The sequence below is a fragment of the Rufibacter sp. JT3400010 genome (assembly GCF_054956755.1).
The window spans coordinates 38,695-58,493 of sequence record NZ_JBUDXA010000010.1; the positions used below are offsets into that span (position 1 = coordinate 38,695).

A 19,799-nucleotide genomic window follows, 5' to 3' on the forward strand; every position below is an offset into this window, starting at 1 on the left:
CCCATCTGGTGGGGGTTCTGTTTCTGTTCATATTTCTGGAAAACAGCCTTAAATCATAGCCAAGCCCCTTTTCTGATAATCTGCTGGGGTAAGTTGGTACTGAAACACTTAGATCCTGTCATAGGAAGCCGTGTTTCTATTTAACTCTCGCCTTAAAACAGGAAGTTACCGCTGTTTAACGCAGTACTTTAGCTATTTATCTGATTCTATTGTTAATATTGTAAAATCATGGAGGTAAATCTACACTTTTTTAATTAAGAAATCGATTTCCTGGATTTAGAAATGCCAAAATATGAAATTGTTTAACGCGTCCTTTCTGATAATCAGTTTTTTTCTAAGCTTTTGGGTCTTACCTGCTGAGGCCCAGGTTACTATAGAAATAGAGAAGGTGCCCGAGACAACCGCCGCCACAGATACCCTTTTCCTGGCAGGCAACCTGAATAACTGGAGTACCCGGTCGCCTTCCTTCGCTTTCCAGAAAGGGAATAACCAGAAATACTACCTGACCCTTCCAGCGGGCGAGGGCGAATTGGAGTTTAAAATCACCCGGGGAAGCTGGGAAAAAGGAGAGACGCTGTTGAACGGGGCTGGAAGAGGGAACCGGGTGTATAAAGCCCAACCAGGCAGCGACACCCTACGTATTGAAGTGGAAAATTGGCAAGATAATTTCTCTACTACTACGAAAGACCACACCGCCACCGACAACGTCCTGATCTTGAGCAATCAGTTCTGGATGCCCCAGTTAAAGAAATCCCGCCGGATTTGGCTTTACCTGCCCCCCAATTACGCAGGCTCAGGTAAAAGATACCCCGTGCTGTACATGCACGACGGGCAAAACCTGTTTGACTCTTTTTATTCCTTCGGAGGAGCAGAATGGGGCGTAGATGAGTCCTTGAACGAGCAGTTTGAATCTCAGGGCCGCGAAGTGATTGTAGTGGGCATTGACAACGGGGGCGAAGAGCGCATGAACGAGTATTCGCCCTGGCGCAATAAGAAACTGGGCGGCGGAAAAGGAGAGGCATACGTAGATTTTCTGGCTCAGACGCTAAAGCCCTACATAGACTCCCATTACCGCACGCTCCCCGGCAAAGAACACACCGGCATTGCCGGTAGCTCCATGGGCGGACTCATCTCTTTGTATGCAGCTCTTAAATACCCCGAGGTGTACGGCAAGGCCGGAATCTTTTCGCCCGCTTTCTGGTTTGCACCGCCTATCTTCGACTTTGCCGCCAAAACCAAACCTGCTCCCGACTTAAAGATCTTCCTGGTAGCCGGCGCCAAAGAAAGCGAGCAGATGGTACCAGACATGGCCCGCATGCGCGATCTTCTGGTGAAGCAAGGCCTTAAACCGTCTAACCTCAAATACGAAGTGCACGAAGACGGCGAACACACCGAAGCCTACTGGCAACGCGAGTTCCCCCGGGTTTTTAAGTGGCTGTTCTCAAAGTAATACCTCTGGATTTGAAGCAACGTAAAAGCCGTTTGGGGTCTGTTTTGAAGTAAACAGCCCCCAAACGGCTTTTGCATGAACGTTGAACTGCTTTTAAAGCCTCAGGTATTAGATACTCCTAAAAGCCTGTAGAATTCTCTTTTATTGATTGATGGTGCCAGAGGAATTGGTAGTGTCATCGGGTAATTCCAATGAGTCAAGGCCGCCGTCTGCGCCTTCCACCATGTCCTCGGTATTGGTGTTGCCGGTTTTCTCTGCCGGTGGTTTGTTTTCTCCTCCGCAGGAAGAAAGTAGCCCTGAAACCAAAGCCAAAGCCACCAGTTTTGTTACAAATGTCTTTTTCATAGCGCGTATAGATTAGTGTTTTGAAGCCTCACCCTTTTTGCAGTGGTAAGGTACGTTTCCTTCTCTATACGCATAAATTTGGCAAGGGTGAGGATTTGACGTCAGCGTTCCATGTATTCAATGGTAATCACATCGTCAAAACTACTGACCTGCTTGGTTTGTGTGTGTGCCTTGTATTCCTTTTTCGTTTCAATGACTATTGTGGAGTTGTCTTTCCAGTGAGCCTTAATGTCTGTGCGTATTCCGCTTATCCCGTAAACAGTACCACTGGCGGTAGGAAAGTGAACTGATACGTAGGCTGAGGCTTGTTTACCTTCACCCCATTGCACAACACTCAATTTGCGTTTACCGTCGGGTGACGGCGCTTCCTGCACTTCAAAGTGTTTCGGCTTTGGACCTCCTGTCCAACTTATTCCAGTCACTGTTACAATGCCGTCTTTTTCTACTCTGCTGAGAGCTTTTGAATATTCACGTTTGCTTTTCCTTGACGTTTCAGTTGTCCGTTCAGAATAGTCTGCCAGTAACGATCTGAGCTTTTCAATTTCTTTTTCGTCAGCAGCCGTCTCTTGGTAAAAGCGAAGCATTTGGAAAACGTCATGTAGCTCATTTTGGCTGCGGATTTCATTTTGGGTCACAATGGCGGCCACATGCTTTCTTAAGTCTTCCAATACGTCAATATCGTACCCAGTCTTTTCTTTGATGTAAGAAGCAAAGTGCAAGTGTGCTACGCTCTGTAACCCTTTGGTTAGACTGGCAAGTTGTTGTTGCAATCTGTCCAGTCTGCGCTGCTTGAAATATTTTTCGGTTTGTATTTTCTGTTGCTGATAGTATTCGGCAGCGGGGTCATATTGGTCAGAGACAAAACTTCCACCTGACTGCTGCTCCTTATAAGTCAGGGTAGCCAATAAAATGGCTCTGTGCCGCTCTAGTTCTGCTTGTTTTTCTTCGGGTGTCAATTCTTGTCACGTTTGAATTTGAATACAACTTCACTAGGGTTGCAGGTAACGGCCTCGTATAATAAACGTGCATGGCTGTCGGCCGTAGCATGACGTTTAACTTTCGTTGTCGTGTCGTTGTTTCTTTGCTCTTTATTGAGTGTACAAGTTATTTAAATAATCTTCTTCAGGCGGTAGTCTTTCAATTTTCATATTTACTGAAACACTATCATTTATTTTACCTTTAAAAAAATTATTGTTTTTGAAATTACCTTTTATTTTTCTGATTTTTTTATCTATAGGAGAATTAAAATAGATAGTGATGGAATCATTTTTAGTTGAATATCCGCCAAAATAAATGCTATCATTTGCAGATAAAACAGCTAAGCTTTTGTGTTCGAAAAATATCATTGGGGTCTTTCCCAATTTTCCTTGCTTCATCTCATAGTAATTATCATCAACTTGAAAATCCATAATTTTATAACTTCCGACAATTTCTTCATTAACGCTTGCTCTCAGGTTATAAGCAAAAGCAAAATATCCAACTGGGAATATCATAACATATATAAAAGGTAGTCTTTTCAAGAAAACATTACTTACTGGATTAACCTGAGTTTTTAACTTTCCTCCAAACTCAATAAAAAATCTGTATAAATCCTTTTGATATTCGGTTAATAATAAAACAGTAATTATCAAGTCTACAGTAATATGTTGTATAGCGAAATTAATATCAAATTCAATATTTAGGATTAAAATATTTAAACAAACCCCAATTGATAATAATAATGCAATTAATCTAGTCCTTCTGAATACAATTAGAATTCCAATTAAAAATTCAACTAGACCAATAAATAGGTTGTAATTATAAGATCTTCCAAAGAAAGACCACATATGCTGATATTTTGAAATTTCTACTAGCGGAATGAATGATTGATAATGTAATACTCTGAATTGCATGAAGAGAAACTTTGGAATTGCAAAACAGATCATCTTTGCAGATAGATAATATATTGCTAGATGTTTTATAACATTTAAAGTTTTAACAAGATAGACGTTTTTAAGTATCATAAATATTTTAATAGATACAGTTAATGAGTTTGAATAAAGGCTTTTGAAGTATCGTTTAGCTAGCCGTTGAATGAGGTTTTTGTTAATGCGCCACTCGCTGATATATTTTTGTTTTTATCTTCTTTTCAGTAAACGAAGTCAAGAGCGCATCACAGAAGTGGGTTTGCGTGCTTTGCAGATAAATTCATTTTGCGCAAACACAACGTTAATTCCTCTTCTGCCGCCTCTGTTTCTTTCACTGTGAAAAGTTGGGCGGCGTTCCCTAACTTTTATAAAGATAAACCAAATCATGAACTGGTTTACTTCTGTGACTTGTGCAGATTTTTTTGCTAGTCGGTGCGAAAACCTATATTTACAATGACACCCAACGTACTTGTGTAAACGACGGCGAGGCCGTCGGCCGCTGCTGGCGTTTACACGTGGTTAGCTGTTGCTTTTTTTTCTGTAGTGTTCACTTATTTGCCGAACAATTTCTTCTAAGTCCGCTGATTTTTTATAGTTCAGATTTCTATTAAAATCGAATAATTCAATCAGAGAAGTTAGCGATTCAATTTTCCAAGGGTCTTGATTTGGCGAAAGTGAATTTAGATACTTTTCCAAGTTGTCAAATGTAAGGTCTTGGGAAACTTCATTTCTTAGTTCAGAAATTAATTCTTCTGGCTCCAGCAAGTCTTCAACTGGCCAATCAGTTATGGCTTCTAATAAAAAGTCAGCTGCTACCTTAAAATTGTCATCTTGCGTTTCGCTTTCAAAAATTTCAGTGAGTTCTTTAAAAGTAATCAGCTTATTTTCCAATTTATATTTAAAGTTACAGCTAACTACCGGATAAACGTACCACTTACGCTTATCAGCACTATGTGTGTACTAGTTGCTTATCCATATGAAGATAAGAAGTATCTGTGGAAATCAAATTACCTGAAAAGCAAAAAGCCCGAAGGAGATACCTTCGGGCTTTTTGATGGGAGAAGTTAGGGGAAACTACGCTACACGCGTTCTCTCTAGTTCTTTCCAGGCCAGGGCAGCAGCACCCATCACGGCAGTGTTGGTCAGACCTAAACCTGATGGCAGAATTTTCACTTTGCCTTTGAAGATACTGAGTAGATTTTTTTCCATGTGGTAACGAACAGGGTCAAACAAGAACTCTTCGGCGCGGGTGAGGCCACCAAATAGGAAGATCGCCTCGGGGCTCAGGTGCGCCACGGTATCGGCTAGTTTCATGCCCAGTACTTTGCCGGTATATTCAAAGCAGTCAATGGCAATCTTGTCGCCACGCTTTGCGGCTTGGGTAATCATTTCGGCATTAAGGTCATTGAAGCTCACGCCGCGTAGTTCGCTGTAGTCGGTGTAGTCGGCCAGGAACTTGTACACGGTGCGTTTGATGCCGGTGGCCGAAACGTACGTCTCCAGGCAACCACGGCGTCCGCAACCGCACACACGGCCACTGCCTTTCACGTTCACCAGGGTGTGGCCCAGTTCACCGGCGTTGCCGTCATGGCCGTACACCAGTTCGCCGTTCACCACAATACCGCTGCCTAAGCCTGTACCCAGGGTTACCACCACAAAGTTCCGCATGTCTTTGGCGCCTCCGTAAATCATCTCGCCAATGGCGGCCGCGTTGGCATCATTGGTCAGGTAGATAGGAAGCTTGAAGTAGGAGTGAAGCAGCTCTACCAATGGCACTGAGCCGTGCCATTTCAGGTTGGGCGCATTCTCAATGGTACCCGTGTAGAAATTCCCGTTAGGGGCCCCTACGCCTACACCAATGACATTGGCCTCATCTTCAATTTTCTTGAGCTTGGCTTGCACCTCGCTGTAGAGAATGCGCAGGAAATCATGTACGGTTTCTCCTTCGGTTGTAGGGAGCTCACCTTGGGTTAAAATGATGCCATCGCGGTCAATGAACCCAAACTTGGTGTTCGTGCCTCCGATGTCAATGCCTAGAATTACGTCCTTCATGAGTGTTAGTAGAGATTGGTGCGGGTAAAGGGCACGATAGCCATGAGGTTGTCGTGCGGTTAGTTTACTTACGAGGTGGAAACTTAAGAAGAAACCTCCATTTTGCCAAATATTCGCCTGTACCTACACGTTTATCAGCCTTAGAGTCTTTTAAAACTATAAAAACTCAGTAGAAGCCGCAAATAAACCAGGTTACCAAATAATGTCTTCTAAAATTCCTGCTTTGGTTTGGTCAGAAGCAAGATAGAAGAGTAATGCCGGATGGTAGAATTTGAGGTGGTTTTGGAAAAGTGATGGTAAACTAACTCCCGTCTAGCAAGGTAGGTTACGTTTGGCCTCTGGCTTAAACTGGAGAACTTAGTCCAGCGGGTGGTTCCCGGCGAGTCTGGAGACTCGCTTCATCTTTAGGCACGGGTCTGGAGACTCGCGCCATTGCTTTCCCTGTTTTCTAAACCTATGAGGTCTTGGAGGCCTCACAGGTTTTTGGCCCGTTTTCTGTAAAACAGCTCCAAAAACCTTGTAGCGTGTGCAGTTTCAATGAGTGTCTATACTCATGCCGTTTAGAGGCTGTTTTCTGTAAAACAGGACAGAAAGAAGAGAGGCAGGTCGTGTTTTTAAGGGCCGAAGACCAGTCCGATAAATAATTAAAGTAGCACTATATTTAAGGAGTGGAAACTGGCAAAACCCGATAAAATTCCGTATTTTTGTATGTTAATAATCCAGCGAAGAACGCAATGAGTGACATCGAACAAAACAACATGCCCGACTATGACGCAGACAGTATCCAGGTGCTTGAAGGCTTGGAGGCGGTGCGTAAGCGGCCTGCCATGTACATCGGCGATATTGGGGTAAAAGGTCTCCATCACTTGGTCTGGGAAGTAGTAGATAACTCCATAGACGAAGCCTTAGCCGGACACTGTGACGAGATCAGCGTTACCATCCACACAGATAATTCCATTTCCGTTTCAGATAATGGCCGGGGTATTCCGGTAGACTTCCACCAGAAAGAAGGCCGCTCGGCTTTGGAGGTGGTTATGACGGTACTGCACGCCGGCGGTAAGTTTGACAAAGATTCCTACAAAGTATCTGGTGGTCTGCACGGCGTAGGGGTTTCCTGCGTGAACGCCCTGTCCACTGACCTGCACGTGACCGTGCACCGCAACGGAAAACTGTACGAACAGCATTACAACATAGGGGTACCCGCGTACCCGGTGCGCGAGATTGGCACTACGGACAAACGCGGTACCACTGTGCATTTTCAGCCAGACGCCAGCATCTTCACCGTTACCGAATACAAGTACGAGACCGTAGCCAGCCGTCTGCGCGAGCTTTCTTTCCTGAACAAAGGCATCAGAATAAACCTGACAGATTTGCGCGAGGAAGTAAGCCCCGGCGAATACCTGAGCGAGTCTTTCTACTCTCAAGGCGGTCTGCGCGAGTTTGTGGCCTATTTAGAGGAAACTAGAGTCAATCTGATTCCAGATCCTATCTACGTGGAGAGCGAGAAGGGCGGTATTCCCGTGGAGATTGCCTTGAACTATAACACGTCTTACACAGAGAATATTTTTTCGTACGTCAACAACATCAATACCCACGAAGGCGGTACCCACGTGGCCGGTTTCCGGAGGGCGCTTACCCGTACCCTCAAGGCGTACGCCGAGCGGTCTGGTATGCTGGAGAAAGCCAAAGTAGAGATCCAGGGCGATGACTTCCGCGAGGGACTGACTGCTGTGATCTCGGTGAAAGTGCAGGAGCCTCAGTTTGAGGGCCAGACCAAAACCAAGTTGGGTAACTCAGACGTGATGGGCGCGGTAGATACCGTGGTAGGCGAGATTCTGAACCGTTTTCTGGAAGAGAACCCCAAAGAAGCCCGTATCATCATCCAGAAAGTGATTCTGGCGGCGCAGGCCCGTTTAGCGGCCCGCAAGGCCCGTGAGATGGTGCAGCGTAAGAACGTAATGGGCGGCTCGGGCTTACCTGGTAAACTGGCCGACTGCTCCGATTCTGACCCGGAAAACTGCGAACTGTACCTGGTAGAGGGTGACTCGGCGGGTGGATCGGCCAAGCAGGGCCGTGACCGGAAGTTCCAGGCCATTCTGCCGCTCAGAGGTAAAATCCTGAACGTGGAGAAAGCCCAGGAGCACCGCATCTACGAGAACGAAGAGATCAAGAACATGATCACCGCCCTGGGCGTGAGCTTCGGTACACCGGAAGATGACAAAGCCCTGAACATGGCCAAACTGCGTTACCACAAAGTGATCATCATGACCGATGCGGACGTAGACGGTTCTCACATCAGAACCCTGATCCTGACGTTCTTCTTCCGCTACATGCGCGACCTGATTGACAATGGTTATGTGTACATCGCCCTTCCGCCGTTGTACCTGGTGAAGAAAGGCAAGGAAGAGCGCTACTGCTGGACCGAGCAAGACCGTCTGGAAGCCATTGCCGAACTAGGCAAGGGAAAAGAAGACAGCGTTGGCGTACAGCGCTACAAAGGTCTAGGGGAGATGAACCCCGAGCAGTTGTGGGAAACCACCATGCGCCCAGACACCCGCAGCTTAAAGCAAGTATCGGTAGAGTCAGCGGCAGAGGCAGACCACCTTTTCTCCATGCTCATGGGCGATGAGGTGGCTCCGCGCAGAGATTTCATTGAACGCAATGCGAAATACGCCAAAGTAGACGTTTAAGCATTAAATAAGTATTTTAACCTGGAAAAGCCTGCTTTACGCAGGCTTTTCTATTGCGCTTGGAAGTAGAATGCTGTTACTTAGCAAGAGAAGAACCGGGCGTAAAGAATCTAGCGTACGTATAATAAAAGCACAGAAAAGTAGAAGTTGACCACCTGCTATGAATTCAATCAAAGCGTCGGAGCAAATCCGGAGAAGTAACTACATAAGCCGTGACCTAAGTTGGTTGCGTTTTAATTACCGGGTACTGGACCTGGCGCGTAACCCAGAGACTTCGCTGTTTGACAGAATGAAGTTCCTGGCCATTACCGCCTCCAACCTGGATGAGTTCTTCATGATTAGAGTGGGTAGCTTGTACAACTACATTGACTTCGGGAAAGAGCGTGTAGATTACTCTGGGCTGCGGGAACTGCCGTTCCGGAAGAAATTGCTGGACCTGGCGCACCGCTTTGTGGGAGATCAATGCCAGACCTACGAAGAGCTGAAATCAGACTTTGATAAACACGGCTTCAACATTTGCAAAGTAGAGGACCTCACGGAGTCTGAACAGGTTAAAGCTGCCTCTTACTTCAAAAACACGGTTTATCCGCTGCTCACGCCCATGGTGTATGACAGCTACCACGGGTTCCCGCTCATGATGAACCAATTGCTTATCTATGCCGTGGTGACCCGTACCTCAGAAGACGAAAAGCAGCAGAGCCGCACTACCTTTGTGCAGGTGCCCAGCAATCTGAACCGTTTTTTTGAAATCTCGCGCAAAAACAAGATCATCTTCGTGCCCATTGAAGAGATCATCCGCTGGAACATGGACAAACTCTTCCGCAACGTGGAGATTGAATCGGTGAACCTGTTCCGGATTACGCGCAACGGCGATTTCACACTGGAGGAAAGCGATGACATGGACCAGGACTTTGTGCAGGAAGTAAAGCAAAAGCTCAAAAACCGCAAGAAAGGCCGTGTGGTGCGCATGGAGGTGGAACGCACGCCCTCGCCGTATGTCATGAAAATGCTGAAGGAAAGGTGGTCCATTGACAACGGAAACATCTTCTCCATAGATCGGCTCATTGACCTGAAAGCGCTGTGGCAGATTGTACGGCACCCGCACTTCGCAAACAAAATACAACGCCCGCCGGCGCCGGTTCCGGCTCCTAGCTTGCCGCCCGGGGCCATGGAGAATATCTTTGAGTACCTTAAGCACAATGACGTGCTGCTGCACCACCCGTACAACAGCATTGAGCCCGTGGTTACTTTGCTGGAAAAAGCCGCCGAAGACCCGTACGTGCTGGGAATCAAGCAGACCATTTACCGTCTAGCCGATAATTCCCGTGTGACCGCCGCTTTGCTCAAAGCCGCCGAAAACGGGAAACACGTGTCGGCGTTGCTGGAGGTGAAAGCCCGTTTTGACGAGGAGCGCAACCTGCGGGAAGGGGAGAAGCTGGAAAAAGCCGGTTGTTTTGTGATCTACGGCATCAGCAAGTACAAAACCCACACCAAAATGCTCATGATCATCCGGAAGGAAGGCGAGAAGGTGACGCGTTATGTGCACATTGGTAGCGGAAACTATAATGAATCCACTAGCCGCACCTACACCGACATCAGCTTGCTGACTACCGATGACGTGTACGGCCATGACGTGTCTGAATTCTTCAACGTAATCACCGGGCACTCGTACCCAGAGAACTATGAGTACCTGATTACCGCGCCCAAAGACATGCGCCAGCAGTTGATTGAGCTCATCAGGCAGGAGGCGCGCAACGCCGAGAACGGGCTACCGGCTGGTATTGTGATCAAGATCAACTCCCTGGAAGACAAAGAGGTTATTGATGAATTCTACGCTGCGTCGCAGGCTGGGGTACAGGTCAGGCTTATTGTGCGGGGCATCTGCTGTCTGCGGCCGGGCCGCGAAGGGCTGAGCGAGAACATTCAGGTCAGTTCCATTGTGGGGGAATACCTGGAGCACGCGCGGCTTTTCTACTTCCACAACAACGGGAACCCGCAGGTGCTGGGCGGCTCCGCCGATATCATGGTGCGCAGTTTTGAGCGGCGTATTGAGGCCCTGTTCTACATTGTGCACGAAGACCTTAAGCGCCAGGCCACCAACATTCTGCGCTACAACCTCATGGACAACCACAACTCCTATATCATGCGCGAAGACGGTTCCTACATCAAGCGGCAACCCGCCGAAGGCGAACCGGTCTTCAACATGCACCGTGAGTTCTACCGCCTCTCCACCGATGTGGAAGTGGAATCCTGCCTTTTTTAGCAAAACAGCGGTAAAACAGAACGGGGCAGTCATTCACCAATGGCTGCCCCGTTCTGTTTTACCGCTGTTTTTCAGGAATCTAGCTTGAAATGGAATTGGGTGGCGCCCTGGTGGCGTTCATAGAGCGATTGGAGCATGCCGTCTTTCAGGCCTACCTGCGGCACTAACATGGAGTCTAAATTGGCCCAGTTCATGGCAGATAAGTAAATCTCGGCGGCAGGAACAATCACGTCGGCGCGGTCTGCATTGAGCATGAGCACCTTTACGCGCTCTTCCATGCTATAGCTGGCAATCTGCTGCACCACTTCCTCAATCTGTTGCCGGAAAATAGGTTTGCCGCCCATTTTGCCCGCCATTTCATAGATTTTGTTGATGTTACCGCCCGTACCAATAGCGCTGACAATGTGGTGCATGCGGGCTTTCTCCGTTACCCATTTCTGCATGCTGTGCCACATTTCCAAGGACTCATCGCCCTGCATGTGCCTGATGGAACCCTGCTCAAACGATTGGGAAGCCACCTTCATGCGGTTCACATAGATGTTGAACTCGGTGCTGCCGCCGCCCACGTCAATGTGCAGGTAATTCTGGCCGTCCAGTTGCTGCCGAATGACCATGTTGATGAGGTCTGCCTCCGTAGTCCCGTCAATGACCTGAATCTGTAGACCCAGTTTTTCATACACTTCGTCAATGATCTCGGGTGCGTTGGCCGCTGAGCGCATGGCCGAGGTGGCGCAGACCATGAAGTCATCTACCTCGTGTACCTGCATGATGAGGTAAAGGCCGTGAAGCAGCTTAATGAATTTTTCGGCCTTGGGCCGGGAAATGATACCGGTAGCAAAAACATCTTCGCCCAGCCGCATGGGGTAGCGGATGTACTCTACGCGCTTGAAGAGGGTATGGTCTTCAAACCGGAAGACGTTGGAAATTTGGCATCTGACCGCGTTAGAGCCTATGTCTATGGCGGCGAGTTTTAGAAAGGGTTCGGTTGCTTCTGACATACAATTGTAAACATATCACCAAAAGCCATTATTTGTTGCAAAGTAGCCGCAGTTTTTAGCTTATTTCTGTAAATGGCGGCGAAAAGCAGCCGTAAGAAACCCAGTGTTGGGTAGCCCAGAAAAGGTTTCCAGACCTGCCGCAGTAGAGCAAAATAATAGTTCCCATGCATGTAGTTTAGAAAAATTGTGATACCTTAGCATAAGAACGGTCTCCAGACAGGAAGGCCGTTCTTCTTTTTTAATCATTGTACTAACCCATTACTAATATGGCAACAGTATCTTACTACACCCCAGAGGGATTGCAGAAACTCAAGGAAGAGTTACACGAGCTGAAGACGAAAGGCCGGGCCGAAGTAGCCCGCCAGCTAGCGGAAGCCCGTGATAAAGGGGACTTAAGTGAGAACGCCGAATATGATGCCGCCAAGGACGCCCAAGGCCATCTTGAACTTAAGATTTCCAAATTGGAAGAAGTTTTAGGAAACGCCCGCCTCATTGATGAGTCTAACCTGGATCTGACCAAGGCGCTTATCTTGTCTAAAGTGAAGCTGAAGAACCTGAACAACAACATGGAGATGCTCTACACCCTGGTAGCCGAAGAAGAGGCGAACCTGGCGGCGGGTAAAATCTCGGTGAAGTCTCCCATTGGCAAAGGCCTTCTAGGTAAATCTGTGGGCGAAATTGCCGAGATCACCGTTCCAGCAGGCAAACTACGTTTCGAAATCCTGGAAATCTCCCGATAAACGTTCTTCCCATGGAAACCATCTTCTCTAAGATCATCAGCGGCGAAGTAAAAGCCTACAAAATTCTGGAAGACGATCGTTTTCTGGCGTTTTTGGACGTGTTCCCTCTGGTGAAAGGCCATACATTGGTCATTCCCAAAGAACCGGTAGACTATATCTTTGACATGGACACCGATGCCCTGGCAGATTTGCACAAGTTTGCCCAAAAGGTAGCGGCGGCCGTGAAGAACGCCATTCCGTGCAAGAAAGTAGGAGTAGCCGTGATCGGATTAGAGGTTCCGCATGCCCACATTCACTTAGTGCCCATCAATCAGATCTCAGATATGAACTTCAGCAACCCCAAACTTCGGCTGGAAGCCGAAGAAATGGAAACAATTGCCGAACGGATTAGACAGGCGTTTTAGTTGTGAGTTGTTAGTGTTTAGACTGCGGTAGAGAAGCTGAATTCTCCAGTTAACATACTCCATAAAAGTCATTCGCTCTGTTTAGGGGCTGTTTTACAGAAAACAGCCCCTAAACAGAGCGAATGACTTTTAGAAGCTCTAACAACTAAACCTAATAACTGACAACTAACAACTACTTCGCCATGCGGTCTGGGTTCTCGGTCAGGAACGCTTTCCAGGATTTGCCGCCGGCTTTCTGGTTGGCTCCCTGAGAGTAGTGGTGACAGAGGGCGACGGCCAGGGCATCTGTGGCGTCCAGAAATTTAGGCGCTTCTTTGATCTTGAGAATTTGCAGTAACATGGCCGCTACCTGTTCTTTGGAGGCGTTCCCGTTGCCGGTCACAGATTGTTTTATTTTCTTTGGGGCGTATTCCACGTACGGGATGTCGCGGGAGAGGGCGGCAGCAATGGCTACACCCTGGGCGCGGCCCAGTTTGAGCATGGACTGTACGTTGGTGCCGTAGAACGGGGCTTCAATGGCCATTTCGTCGGGCAGGTACTCGGTAATAAGGCGAAGGGTGCTGTCATAAATCTTCTTCAGTTTCACGGCGTGGTTGCTGTAGCTTTTGAGTTGCAACACGCCGTACTGAAGAACCGTTATTTTGGAGCCGTTCACCTCTATGAGGCCGTAGCCCATGACGTTGGTGCCGGGGTCTACACCTAAGATTAATTTATTATTGGGAAGAACTGCGGTAGAATGAATCATGAAGTGCAAAATTACGAACAATCCGGCAAAGTGCTGGTATCGCGGCGCCTTTTGGTGGGGCTGGGAAAGCTGCTGGTCTTCGGCCTGACGTTATATTACCTGAGACAAGCAATTCTGGAAGCTAGTTCGCACAGCACCTTCTCTTTTGAGACACTCCGTAAAATTTGGTTTACCAACGGTTTTCCCTTGTGTCTGGCCGCCGCCTTGTTGCCGGTCAACTGGGGCTTAGAAGCGGTAAAGTGGCAATTCCTTTCCAGAAAGTTTGAGAAACTCTCTTTTCTGGAAGGCTACCGGGCGGTGTTGGTGGGGCTGACTCTGGGTTTTGTGACCCCCAACCGCATGGGAGACTATGCAGGCCGCATTCTCACCCTGCACCGCAAAGATAGGGCAGATGCCATTGGTGCTATTCTGTTGGGGCGTTTGTGCCAGCTTTTTGCCACGGTATTCATGGGATCTGGGGCAATCGCGTACTTCGTGTTCAAATACTATGTTTCGCTGGCCTCACCAGTGGGAATCTCCGTCTCGTTGGCTTTGCTGTTGGTCAATGGCTGGGCCTTGGCGCTGCTGTTTAGTTTTCAGTGGGCCATTGGCTTGCTGGAGCGGGTTACGTTTCTGCGCCGGTGGGTTCATTACTTCTCGGTAATAGGAGCATTTTCAAGTGCCGAATTAAGGCAAATCTTGTTTATTTCGGGAGCCCGGTACCTGGTGTTCATGGGGCAATTCATGGCATTGCTGTGGGCGTTTGGCGTACACCTTTCCGTGGAGCAATATGTGTGGGGCGTTTCGGGCACGTTTTTGATAAAGTCGGTGGTGCCTTCCATCAATGCGCTGGCTGATATTGGCATGCGGGAGCTTTCTGCCATGCACTTTTTCGGGCTGATGGGGCAGGACCCTTTGCTGGTTCTTGGCGCCAGCCTTTCCTTGTGGACCTTGAACATTGCCCTTCCCAGCGCCCTGGGGCTTATTTTTGTGCTCCCGCTTAAACTCTCTACTTCCCGTTGATGCTGCTGGCTTTGTTTCTGGTGGCCGTGTATGCACTGGTAGTGGGGCGGGCCTGGCTTGCCTGGCGACAACTTCCCACTTTTACCACGTCAAGTGAAACGCCTGCTGCGTTCTTTTCCGTCATCATCCCGGTCCGGAACGAGGCCCAGAATATTCTCTCTTTGCTGAAGGATCTGGAGCAGCAGCATTACCCGGCTTCCTGGTACGAAGTGATTGTGGTAGACGACCATTCAGATGACGGTACCCCGGCCTTGGTGCAGCAGATCCAGACACAAAGCGCTCTAAACCTTACCTTGCTGTTTTTAAGCGATTTTCCGGGAAAGAGGCAGAAAAAGGCCGCCGTGGAAATCGGAATCCAACACGCCCAAGGCGATTGGATTGCCTGCACCGATGGGGATTGTCGTTTATCTCCGCTATGGCTGGCCTCGTTCAATCAGGTGCGGCATGACCAAAAACCTAAACTGATCAGTGGTCCAGTCATGTATATGCCATTGACTACTCTGTGGCAGCGGGTACAAGCGCTGGAGTTTTCGGCCTTGATAGGAGTGGGCGCGGCTTCCATTGCCGTACAGAAGCCCACCATGTGCAACGGAGCCAATCTGGCCTATGAGAAAGCGGCCTTTTACGAGGTGCAGGGTTTCCAGGGTAATGAACAAATTCCTTCCGGCGATGATGAATTCCTGCTCCACAAAATACACCAGCGGTATACGGGGCAAATAGCTTTTGCGAAAGCCAAGGGAAGCATTGTGCAGACACCGGCAGCGGCCACGCTTTCCCAGTTTTTGCACCAGCGGGTGCGGTGGGCCAGTAAATGGAAGCACTACCAATCTTGGGCTTCACAAGTGCTGGCATTGGTGGTGCTGGGAGGGAATATTGCTATTTTGGTCGCCTTGCTGGCGGCGGGCTTCGGTTTGGGCGAATGGTGGTACTTCGGCATCGTATTAACCACAAAAATGGGCGCAGATACTCTACTTTTATACGCGGTTTTAGGCTTATTTGATAAAAAGCATTTACTTTCGCTTCTGTGGTTATTACAACTGTTGTATGTACCCTACATAGTCTTTACGGCCCTTCTGGGACTACGGGGAAAGTACCACTGGAAAGGCCGTCAACTGAGCACCGCATGACAGATCAGGAATATGACATCTTAGATGAACTCTACTTTGTGACTTCGTTTCAGGAGTTGCAGCAAACCCTGGGTATGCCAGAACCAGAACTCAGAGAAGCACTAAGAGGTCTGATCAGTATGAACTATATCAAGTGTCTTTTCCCCGACCAGGATACCGAGGTGCCATTTGATCCAGATCATTTTGCACGGGAAGGACTTCACTACTTTTTTCTGGCTTCTAAAGAAGGACTGCTCACTCACAATTCCAGGTGAAAACAATAGTCGTCTGGACCTGTTTTTCTTAAATGGTGCCAAAAATATCCGGTAATCTGAATCGCAGAAAAGCGCTGGTTTCTGATGCTCAAATTACTGGTAGCCGGTTTACACGAAACTCCCCAGTGCAAAGTTCCTTGAACACTTTGTTTACCTTTGCCCAAGGTTCTAACACAGATGAACCCAAAATAGCTTGAACAGATGTCTGAATTGAAGTTTCCTACAGTTGAGCAGGAGTTGAACCTGAAGAAGTTGGAATTGTCTGCGTTGTTGGAAATCACCAAGGCCATCAACAACAATCTGCCAGAAGAAGCGCTGTACAAAATATACCATTTCACGTTGTTGGCGCAGCTCAATATCCGGCGTCTTTCCCTTTTCCTGATTGACGAGGAATGGGAATGCAAGGTAAGTTTCGGGACGCAGCACAACTTCAAGGAAATGGAACTTCCCGAGGCAATCACTGAACTTAGGGAAATCACGACCCTGGCCAATCTGGACATTGACAGCCGCTGGTATGACTTTGAGATTGTCATTCCTATCATGCACAACAACCGCATACTGGCGTTTGTAATGATTGGCAATGTGCATGCCTATTACACCACTTTGGGTGCCCTGAGTTTTGTGCAGACCCTCAGCAACATCATTCTGGTGGCCATGGAGAACCGGCGCCTGGAGCGTCACCGGCTCACGCAGGAGGCCATGCGGAAAGAGATTGAGATTGCCCGCGAGGTGCAGAACATGCTCTTTCCTAAATCTTTGCCCAATAACAAAGACGTGGCCATCCACGCCACCTATATTCCGCATTCTTCCATTGGCGGCGATTACTATGATTACGTGCCCATTGACAAAGAGCAGTTCCTGTTCTGCGTCGCCGATGTATCGGGGAAAGGCGTGCCCGCCTCGCTGTTGATGAGTAACTTTCAGGCCGGTTTACGCACCATTCTGCGCCAAACCACCAACCTGCACACCATTGTCAGTGAATTGAACGACCTCATTTACCGCAACGCGATCGCCGAGAAGTTCATTACCTGTTTTCTGGGTATTTACAACGCCACCACCCGCGAACTCAGCTACGTAAGTGCCGGGCACAATGAATCCATTCTCCTCTACGAGAACAATACCTACCGCCTGTTAACCGAGGGCACCACCATGCTGGGGATCTTTGACGAGCTTCCGTTTTTAACCGTCACCAAGGTACATGTGCCGCATAACTCATTGGTGCTTTGTTACACAGACGGCCTCACCGAAGTTTTCAACCAGGAAGATGCCGAGTTCGGCGTAGAGAACACCCTCAGAGTCCTGCAGAATTGCCGCTACGTGAGCTCCACCAACATCCACCGCGAGTTGCTGCACGAAGTAAGCACCTACAACAGCGGCACCTCCTTCAACGATGACATCACCCTACTTTCCTGCCGTTTTAAGTAAAAGACACCGGAAACCTGTTCTTGTCTTTCAAATGAAGTGTCTGTTTTTTTTAAGGTGTAAGGGCCTTTGAAGGGGGAAAGGAATGCGTATCATCTACAGGTGTAAACATCCCCCTCCCTGTTCGGTTTGCTAAATTCGAAATAGCATAGTTGATATAATGTTTCACTTGGGGCTCTCGGTTCACGGAAGTTGCAAACTTCCGGACATAGTAGGTCCAAGTCGCAGACTTGAACCATGGTTTGTAATATAAGGTAAAAACAACTTTCCGCTACTTTCCCCAATTCCAGTCTTTCCCGAGTGCGCCTCGCTTTTGGCCCTAGACAGACAAAACACAAGAGAAACGAACGGCTGAGGCCGAAAGGGCAGTGCGCGAGGGGAAGGCGGGGCCTCGCGGCCGTGAGCGCTTACCGCATAAGATGAAACAATAAAGCACTTGCGCTCACGCTAAAAGCGTAAAGCCAAGGGAACAGCAAACTGCATGCACCAGCCAATCTCCCCCAAAGAAGCCATTTCCAGACTCAAACCAAAGCGCAGATAACCTGTATAAACCCAAAGATTTTGTGTTTCCAGGCATATTTTAAGAAATTGGCTACAAATCAAAACTCAACCAAGGAACCAAAGAATACATCACCTTAAACCTAACGAGTGCTGCGTTTCCACAAAAGCCCACCTATTCTGCCTTGGCTGTTCCCGAAAGTTTGGTGGAGGAGACCCGTGGCCGATAAAACCATTTTCCTCACCTTTGACGACGGTCCCATCCCGGAAGTCACCCCTTTCGTGCTGGAACAACTGGCTACCTACCAAGCCAAAGCGACCTTCTTCTGCGTGGGCGAGAACCTGGATCGGTACCCAGACATCGCGCAGCATGTAGTAGCTCAAGGACACACGTTGGCCAACCACACCCAACAGCATGTAAAAGCCTGGAACTTGTCTCCGGTGGCGTACCTGGACCAGGTGAACCAATGTCAAACAGAGTTGGAAAAATTAGGAGCGAGAATCACCCAAAGGAAGCTCTTCAGGCCCCCGCATGGTCAACTGACCTGGCAACATCTGCGTATGTTGGAGCCAGAGTACCAGATTGTCATGTGGAGCACCCTCACCTATGATTTTGATGCCACGCTGTCACCGGAAAAATGTTTGGCGAAAGCCATCTCGGTGACCAAACCCGGCTCTGTGGTGGTGTTTCATGACAGCCTAAAGGCGGAGCGAAATCTGCGTTATGTGTTACCCCGCTTCTTGCGCCACTTCTCTGAGCGGGGATATTCTTTCAAAACCCTGTAGCGGATGCTCTTTTCCCTTGGATTCCTGATTGTCTATTTCGCCATGTTCACGGTGCTGCTGGGGTTGTGGTGGAATAGGAGACCCAAGGTGGTGCCGCCGCTCACCAGCTACCCTAAAGTCAGTATCCTCATTGCTGCCCGAAACGAAGAAAAGCACATCCTGAAATGCCTGGAGGCGATTCACCAACTCAAGTACCCCAAAGACCGCCTGGAGGTGCTGGTAGGTGATGATCGCTCTACAGATAACACCCGCCACCTGGTAGAAGCCTTCCGGCAAGCCCATCCGTATGTCTCGTGCTACGGCATTCTCCATGATATACAAGGCACCAAAGGCAAAGCCAACGTATTGGCCCAATTGGCCCAACAAGCCACGTCAGAGATCTTCTTCATCACCGATGCCGACATTGAAGTGCCACCGTACTGGATAGAAACCCTGCTTCGGCATCTCACACCCGGCACCGGAATTGTCACGGGAATTACCACCACCAAAGGCCGCCGATTTTTTGACCGTTTGCAGACCCTGGACTGGTTTTATAACCTAGGACTCATGCAGGTAGTAGCCGAACGGAACCTTTCAGTTTCTACCATGGGCAATAACATGCTGGTGACCAGAGAAGCCTACAAAGCCGTGGGCGGATTTGAATCCATCCCATTTTCTATCACCGAAGACGTGCAACTCTTCAAACAGGTGCTTTCCAAGGGGTTCAAAGCCAAAAATGTGTACCAACCCGAAGTGCTGGCCCTTTCTCTTCCGGCCCCGGATGTACGTACGTTTCTGCAACAACGCCGCCGCTGGATGCGGGGCTCCGTGCATCTGCCCTGGTACATGCTGCTGTTGTTCGTGATACATTCCTCGTATTACCCGGTGTGGCTACCCTTTTTCGCCCATACTTCTTTGGGGATTTGGTTCACCATCTTCCTGGGGAAACTAGTATTACAGAGCCTGTTCGTGCATAAATGCCTCACCTACGTGCATAGGAAAACCAACTGGACCGATGTGCTATGGCTGGAAGTATACCTGCTGGTTAGTACCATGGTGTTACTCGTCTACTTTTTTCTGCCGTTCAAGATCAAGTGGAAGGGCAGGACCTATTGAGTGAATGCAGGCGCTGAAAAT

18 protein-coding genes are annotated in these 19,799 nt (G+C 48.5%); 11 read left to right on the forward strand and 7 right to left on the reverse strand.

Annotated features, from left to right (window positions below; genetic code table 11):
* The first annotated feature begins 388 nt into the window (after positions 1–388).
* Complete coding sequence (locus tag ACY0JR_RS11395) at positions 389–1,450, forward strand: alpha/beta hydrolase (RefSeq protein WP_462634214.1); 1,062 nt, start codon at positions 389–391, stop codon at positions 1,448–1,450.
* Between the two features lie 141 nt (positions 1,451–1,591).
* Here the strand turns inward: ACY0JR_RS11395 and ACY0JR_RS11400 are convergent, their stop codons facing one another.
* The 5 genes from ACY0JR_RS11400 to ACY0JR_RS11420 all read right to left on the reverse strand — a co-directional run bounded on the left by ACY0JR_RS11400 (position 1,592) and on the right by ACY0JR_RS11420 (position 5,754).
* A complete protein-coding gene (locus ACY0JR_RS11400) occupies positions 1,592–1,795 on the reverse strand; it encodes a hypothetical protein (RefSeq protein ID WP_462634215.1) in 204 nt (67 codons plus the stop codon).
* A gap of 101 nt (positions 1,796–1,896) precedes the next feature.
* Positions 1,897–2,751: a hypothetical protein gene (locus ACY0JR_RS11405; protein WP_462634216.1), complete on the reverse strand. Its 855-nt coding sequence runs from the start codon at positions 2,749–2,751 to the stop codon at positions 1,897–1,899.
* A 132-nt stretch (positions 2,752–2,883) separates the two neighbouring features.
* Positions 2,884–3,687, reverse strand: coding sequence for a hypothetical protein (locus ACY0JR_RS11410; RefSeq protein ID WP_462634217.1), 804 nt, complete (start codon positions 3,685–3,687; stop codon positions 2,884–2,886).
* Positions 3,688–4,221: 534 nt separating this feature from the next.
* Complete coding sequence (locus ACY0JR_RS11415; protein WP_462634218.1) at positions 4,222–4,593, reverse strand: hypothetical protein; 372 nt, start codon at positions 4,591–4,593, stop codon at positions 4,222–4,224.
* A gap of 183 nt (positions 4,594–4,776) precedes the next feature.
* Positions 4,777–5,754 (reverse strand): ROK family protein, encoded by a 978-nt coding sequence (locus ACY0JR_RS11420; protein ID WP_462634219.1) that lies wholly within the window; start codon positions 5,752–5,754, stop codon positions 4,777–4,779.
* 734 nt (positions 5,755–6,488) lie between these two features.
* On the opposite strand from ACY0JR_RS11420, the gene gyrB reads away from it, so the two are divergent.
* Both gyrB and ppk1 read left to right on the forward strand, forming a co-directional pair.
* Entirely contained in the window at positions 6,489–8,444 is a 1,956-nt protein-coding gene (gene gyrB, locus ACY0JR_RS11425) for a DNA topoisomerase (ATP-hydrolyzing) subunit B (protein ID WP_462634220.1), read from the forward strand.
* A 160-nt stretch (positions 8,445–8,604) separates the two neighbouring features.
* The gene (gene ppk1, locus ACY0JR_RS11430) at positions 8,605–10,707 is read left to right on the forward strand and encodes a polyphosphate kinase 1 (protein ID WP_462634221.1); all 2,103 of its coding nucleotides are present in this window, start codon (positions 8,605–8,607) and stop codon (positions 10,705–10,707) included.
* 71 nt (positions 10,708–10,778) lie between these two features.
* Here ppk1 and ACY0JR_RS11435 read toward each other — a convergent pair whose 3' ends face one another.
* On the reverse strand, positions 10,779–11,705 hold the full coding sequence (locus ACY0JR_RS11435) for a Ppx/GppA phosphatase family protein (protein ID WP_462634222.1): 927 nt from the start codon (positions 11,703–11,705) through the stop codon (positions 10,779–10,781).
* Positions 11,706–11,971: 266 nt separating this feature from the next.
* On the opposite strand from ACY0JR_RS11435, the gene greA reads away from it, so the two are divergent.
* On the forward strand, positions 11,972–12,445 hold the full coding sequence (gene greA / locus ACY0JR_RS11440) for a transcription elongation factor GreA (protein ID WP_462634223.1): 474 nt from the start codon (positions 11,972–11,974) through the stop codon (positions 12,443–12,445).
* An 11-nt stretch (positions 12,446–12,456) separates the two neighbouring features.
* Positions 12,457–12,849, forward strand: a complete 393-nt coding sequence (locus tag ACY0JR_RS11445) for an HIT family protein (protein ID WP_462634224.1) — start codon at positions 12,457–12,459, stop codon at positions 12,847–12,849.
* Between the two features lie 172 nt (positions 12,850–13,021).
* Here the strand turns inward: ACY0JR_RS11445 and ruvC are convergent, their stop codons facing one another.
* A complete protein-coding gene (gene ruvC, locus ACY0JR_RS11450) occupies positions 13,022–13,594 on the reverse strand; it encodes a crossover junction endodeoxyribonuclease RuvC (protein WP_462634225.1) in 573 nt (190 codons plus the stop codon).
* On the opposite strand from ruvC, the gene ACY0JR_RS11455 reads away from it, so the two are divergent.
* The 6 genes from ACY0JR_RS11455 to ACY0JR_RS11480 all read left to right on the forward strand — a co-directional run bounded on the left by ACY0JR_RS11455 (position 13,586) and on the right by ACY0JR_RS11480 (position 19,778).
* Complete coding sequence (locus ACY0JR_RS11455; RefSeq protein ID WP_462634226.1) at positions 13,586–14,596, forward strand: lysylphosphatidylglycerol synthase domain-containing protein; 1,011 nt, start codon at positions 13,586–13,588, stop codon at positions 14,594–14,596. The two genes, ruvC and ACY0JR_RS11455, sit on opposite strands and share 9 nt — an antisense overlap.
* Entirely contained in the window at positions 14,596–15,723 is a 1,128-nt protein-coding gene (locus ACY0JR_RS11460; protein ID WP_462634227.1) for a glycosyltransferase, read from the forward strand. Before ACY0JR_RS11455 ends, ACY0JR_RS11460 begins: the two co-directional genes overlap by 1 nt.
* Positions 15,720–15,977: a hypothetical protein gene (locus ACY0JR_RS11465; RefSeq protein ID WP_462634228.1), complete on the forward strand. Its 258-nt coding sequence runs from the start codon at positions 15,720–15,722 to the stop codon at positions 15,975–15,977. The genes ACY0JR_RS11460 and ACY0JR_RS11465 overlap by 4 nt, the downstream gene beginning before the upstream one ends.
* A 201-nt stretch (positions 15,978–16,178) precedes the next feature.
* Positions 16,179–17,402, forward strand: a complete 1,224-nt coding sequence (locus ACY0JR_RS11470) for a PP2C family protein-serine/threonine phosphatase (RefSeq protein ID WP_462634229.1) — start codon at positions 16,179–16,181, stop codon at positions 17,400–17,402.
* Positions 17,403–18,047: 645 nt separating this feature from the next.
* Positions 18,048–18,683, forward strand: a complete 636-nt coding sequence (locus ACY0JR_RS11475; RefSeq protein WP_462634230.1) for a polysaccharide deacetylase family protein — start codon at positions 18,048–18,050, stop codon at positions 18,681–18,683.
* Positions 18,684–18,686: 3 nt separating this feature from the next.
* Positions 18,687–19,778 carry a glycosyltransferase gene (locus ACY0JR_RS11480; RefSeq protein ID WP_462634231.1) on the forward strand — a complete coding sequence of 364 codons (1,092 nt, stop codon included), beginning with the start codon at positions 18,687–18,689 and terminating at the stop codon, positions 19,776–19,778.
* Positions 19,779–19,799 lie beyond the last annotated feature (21 nt).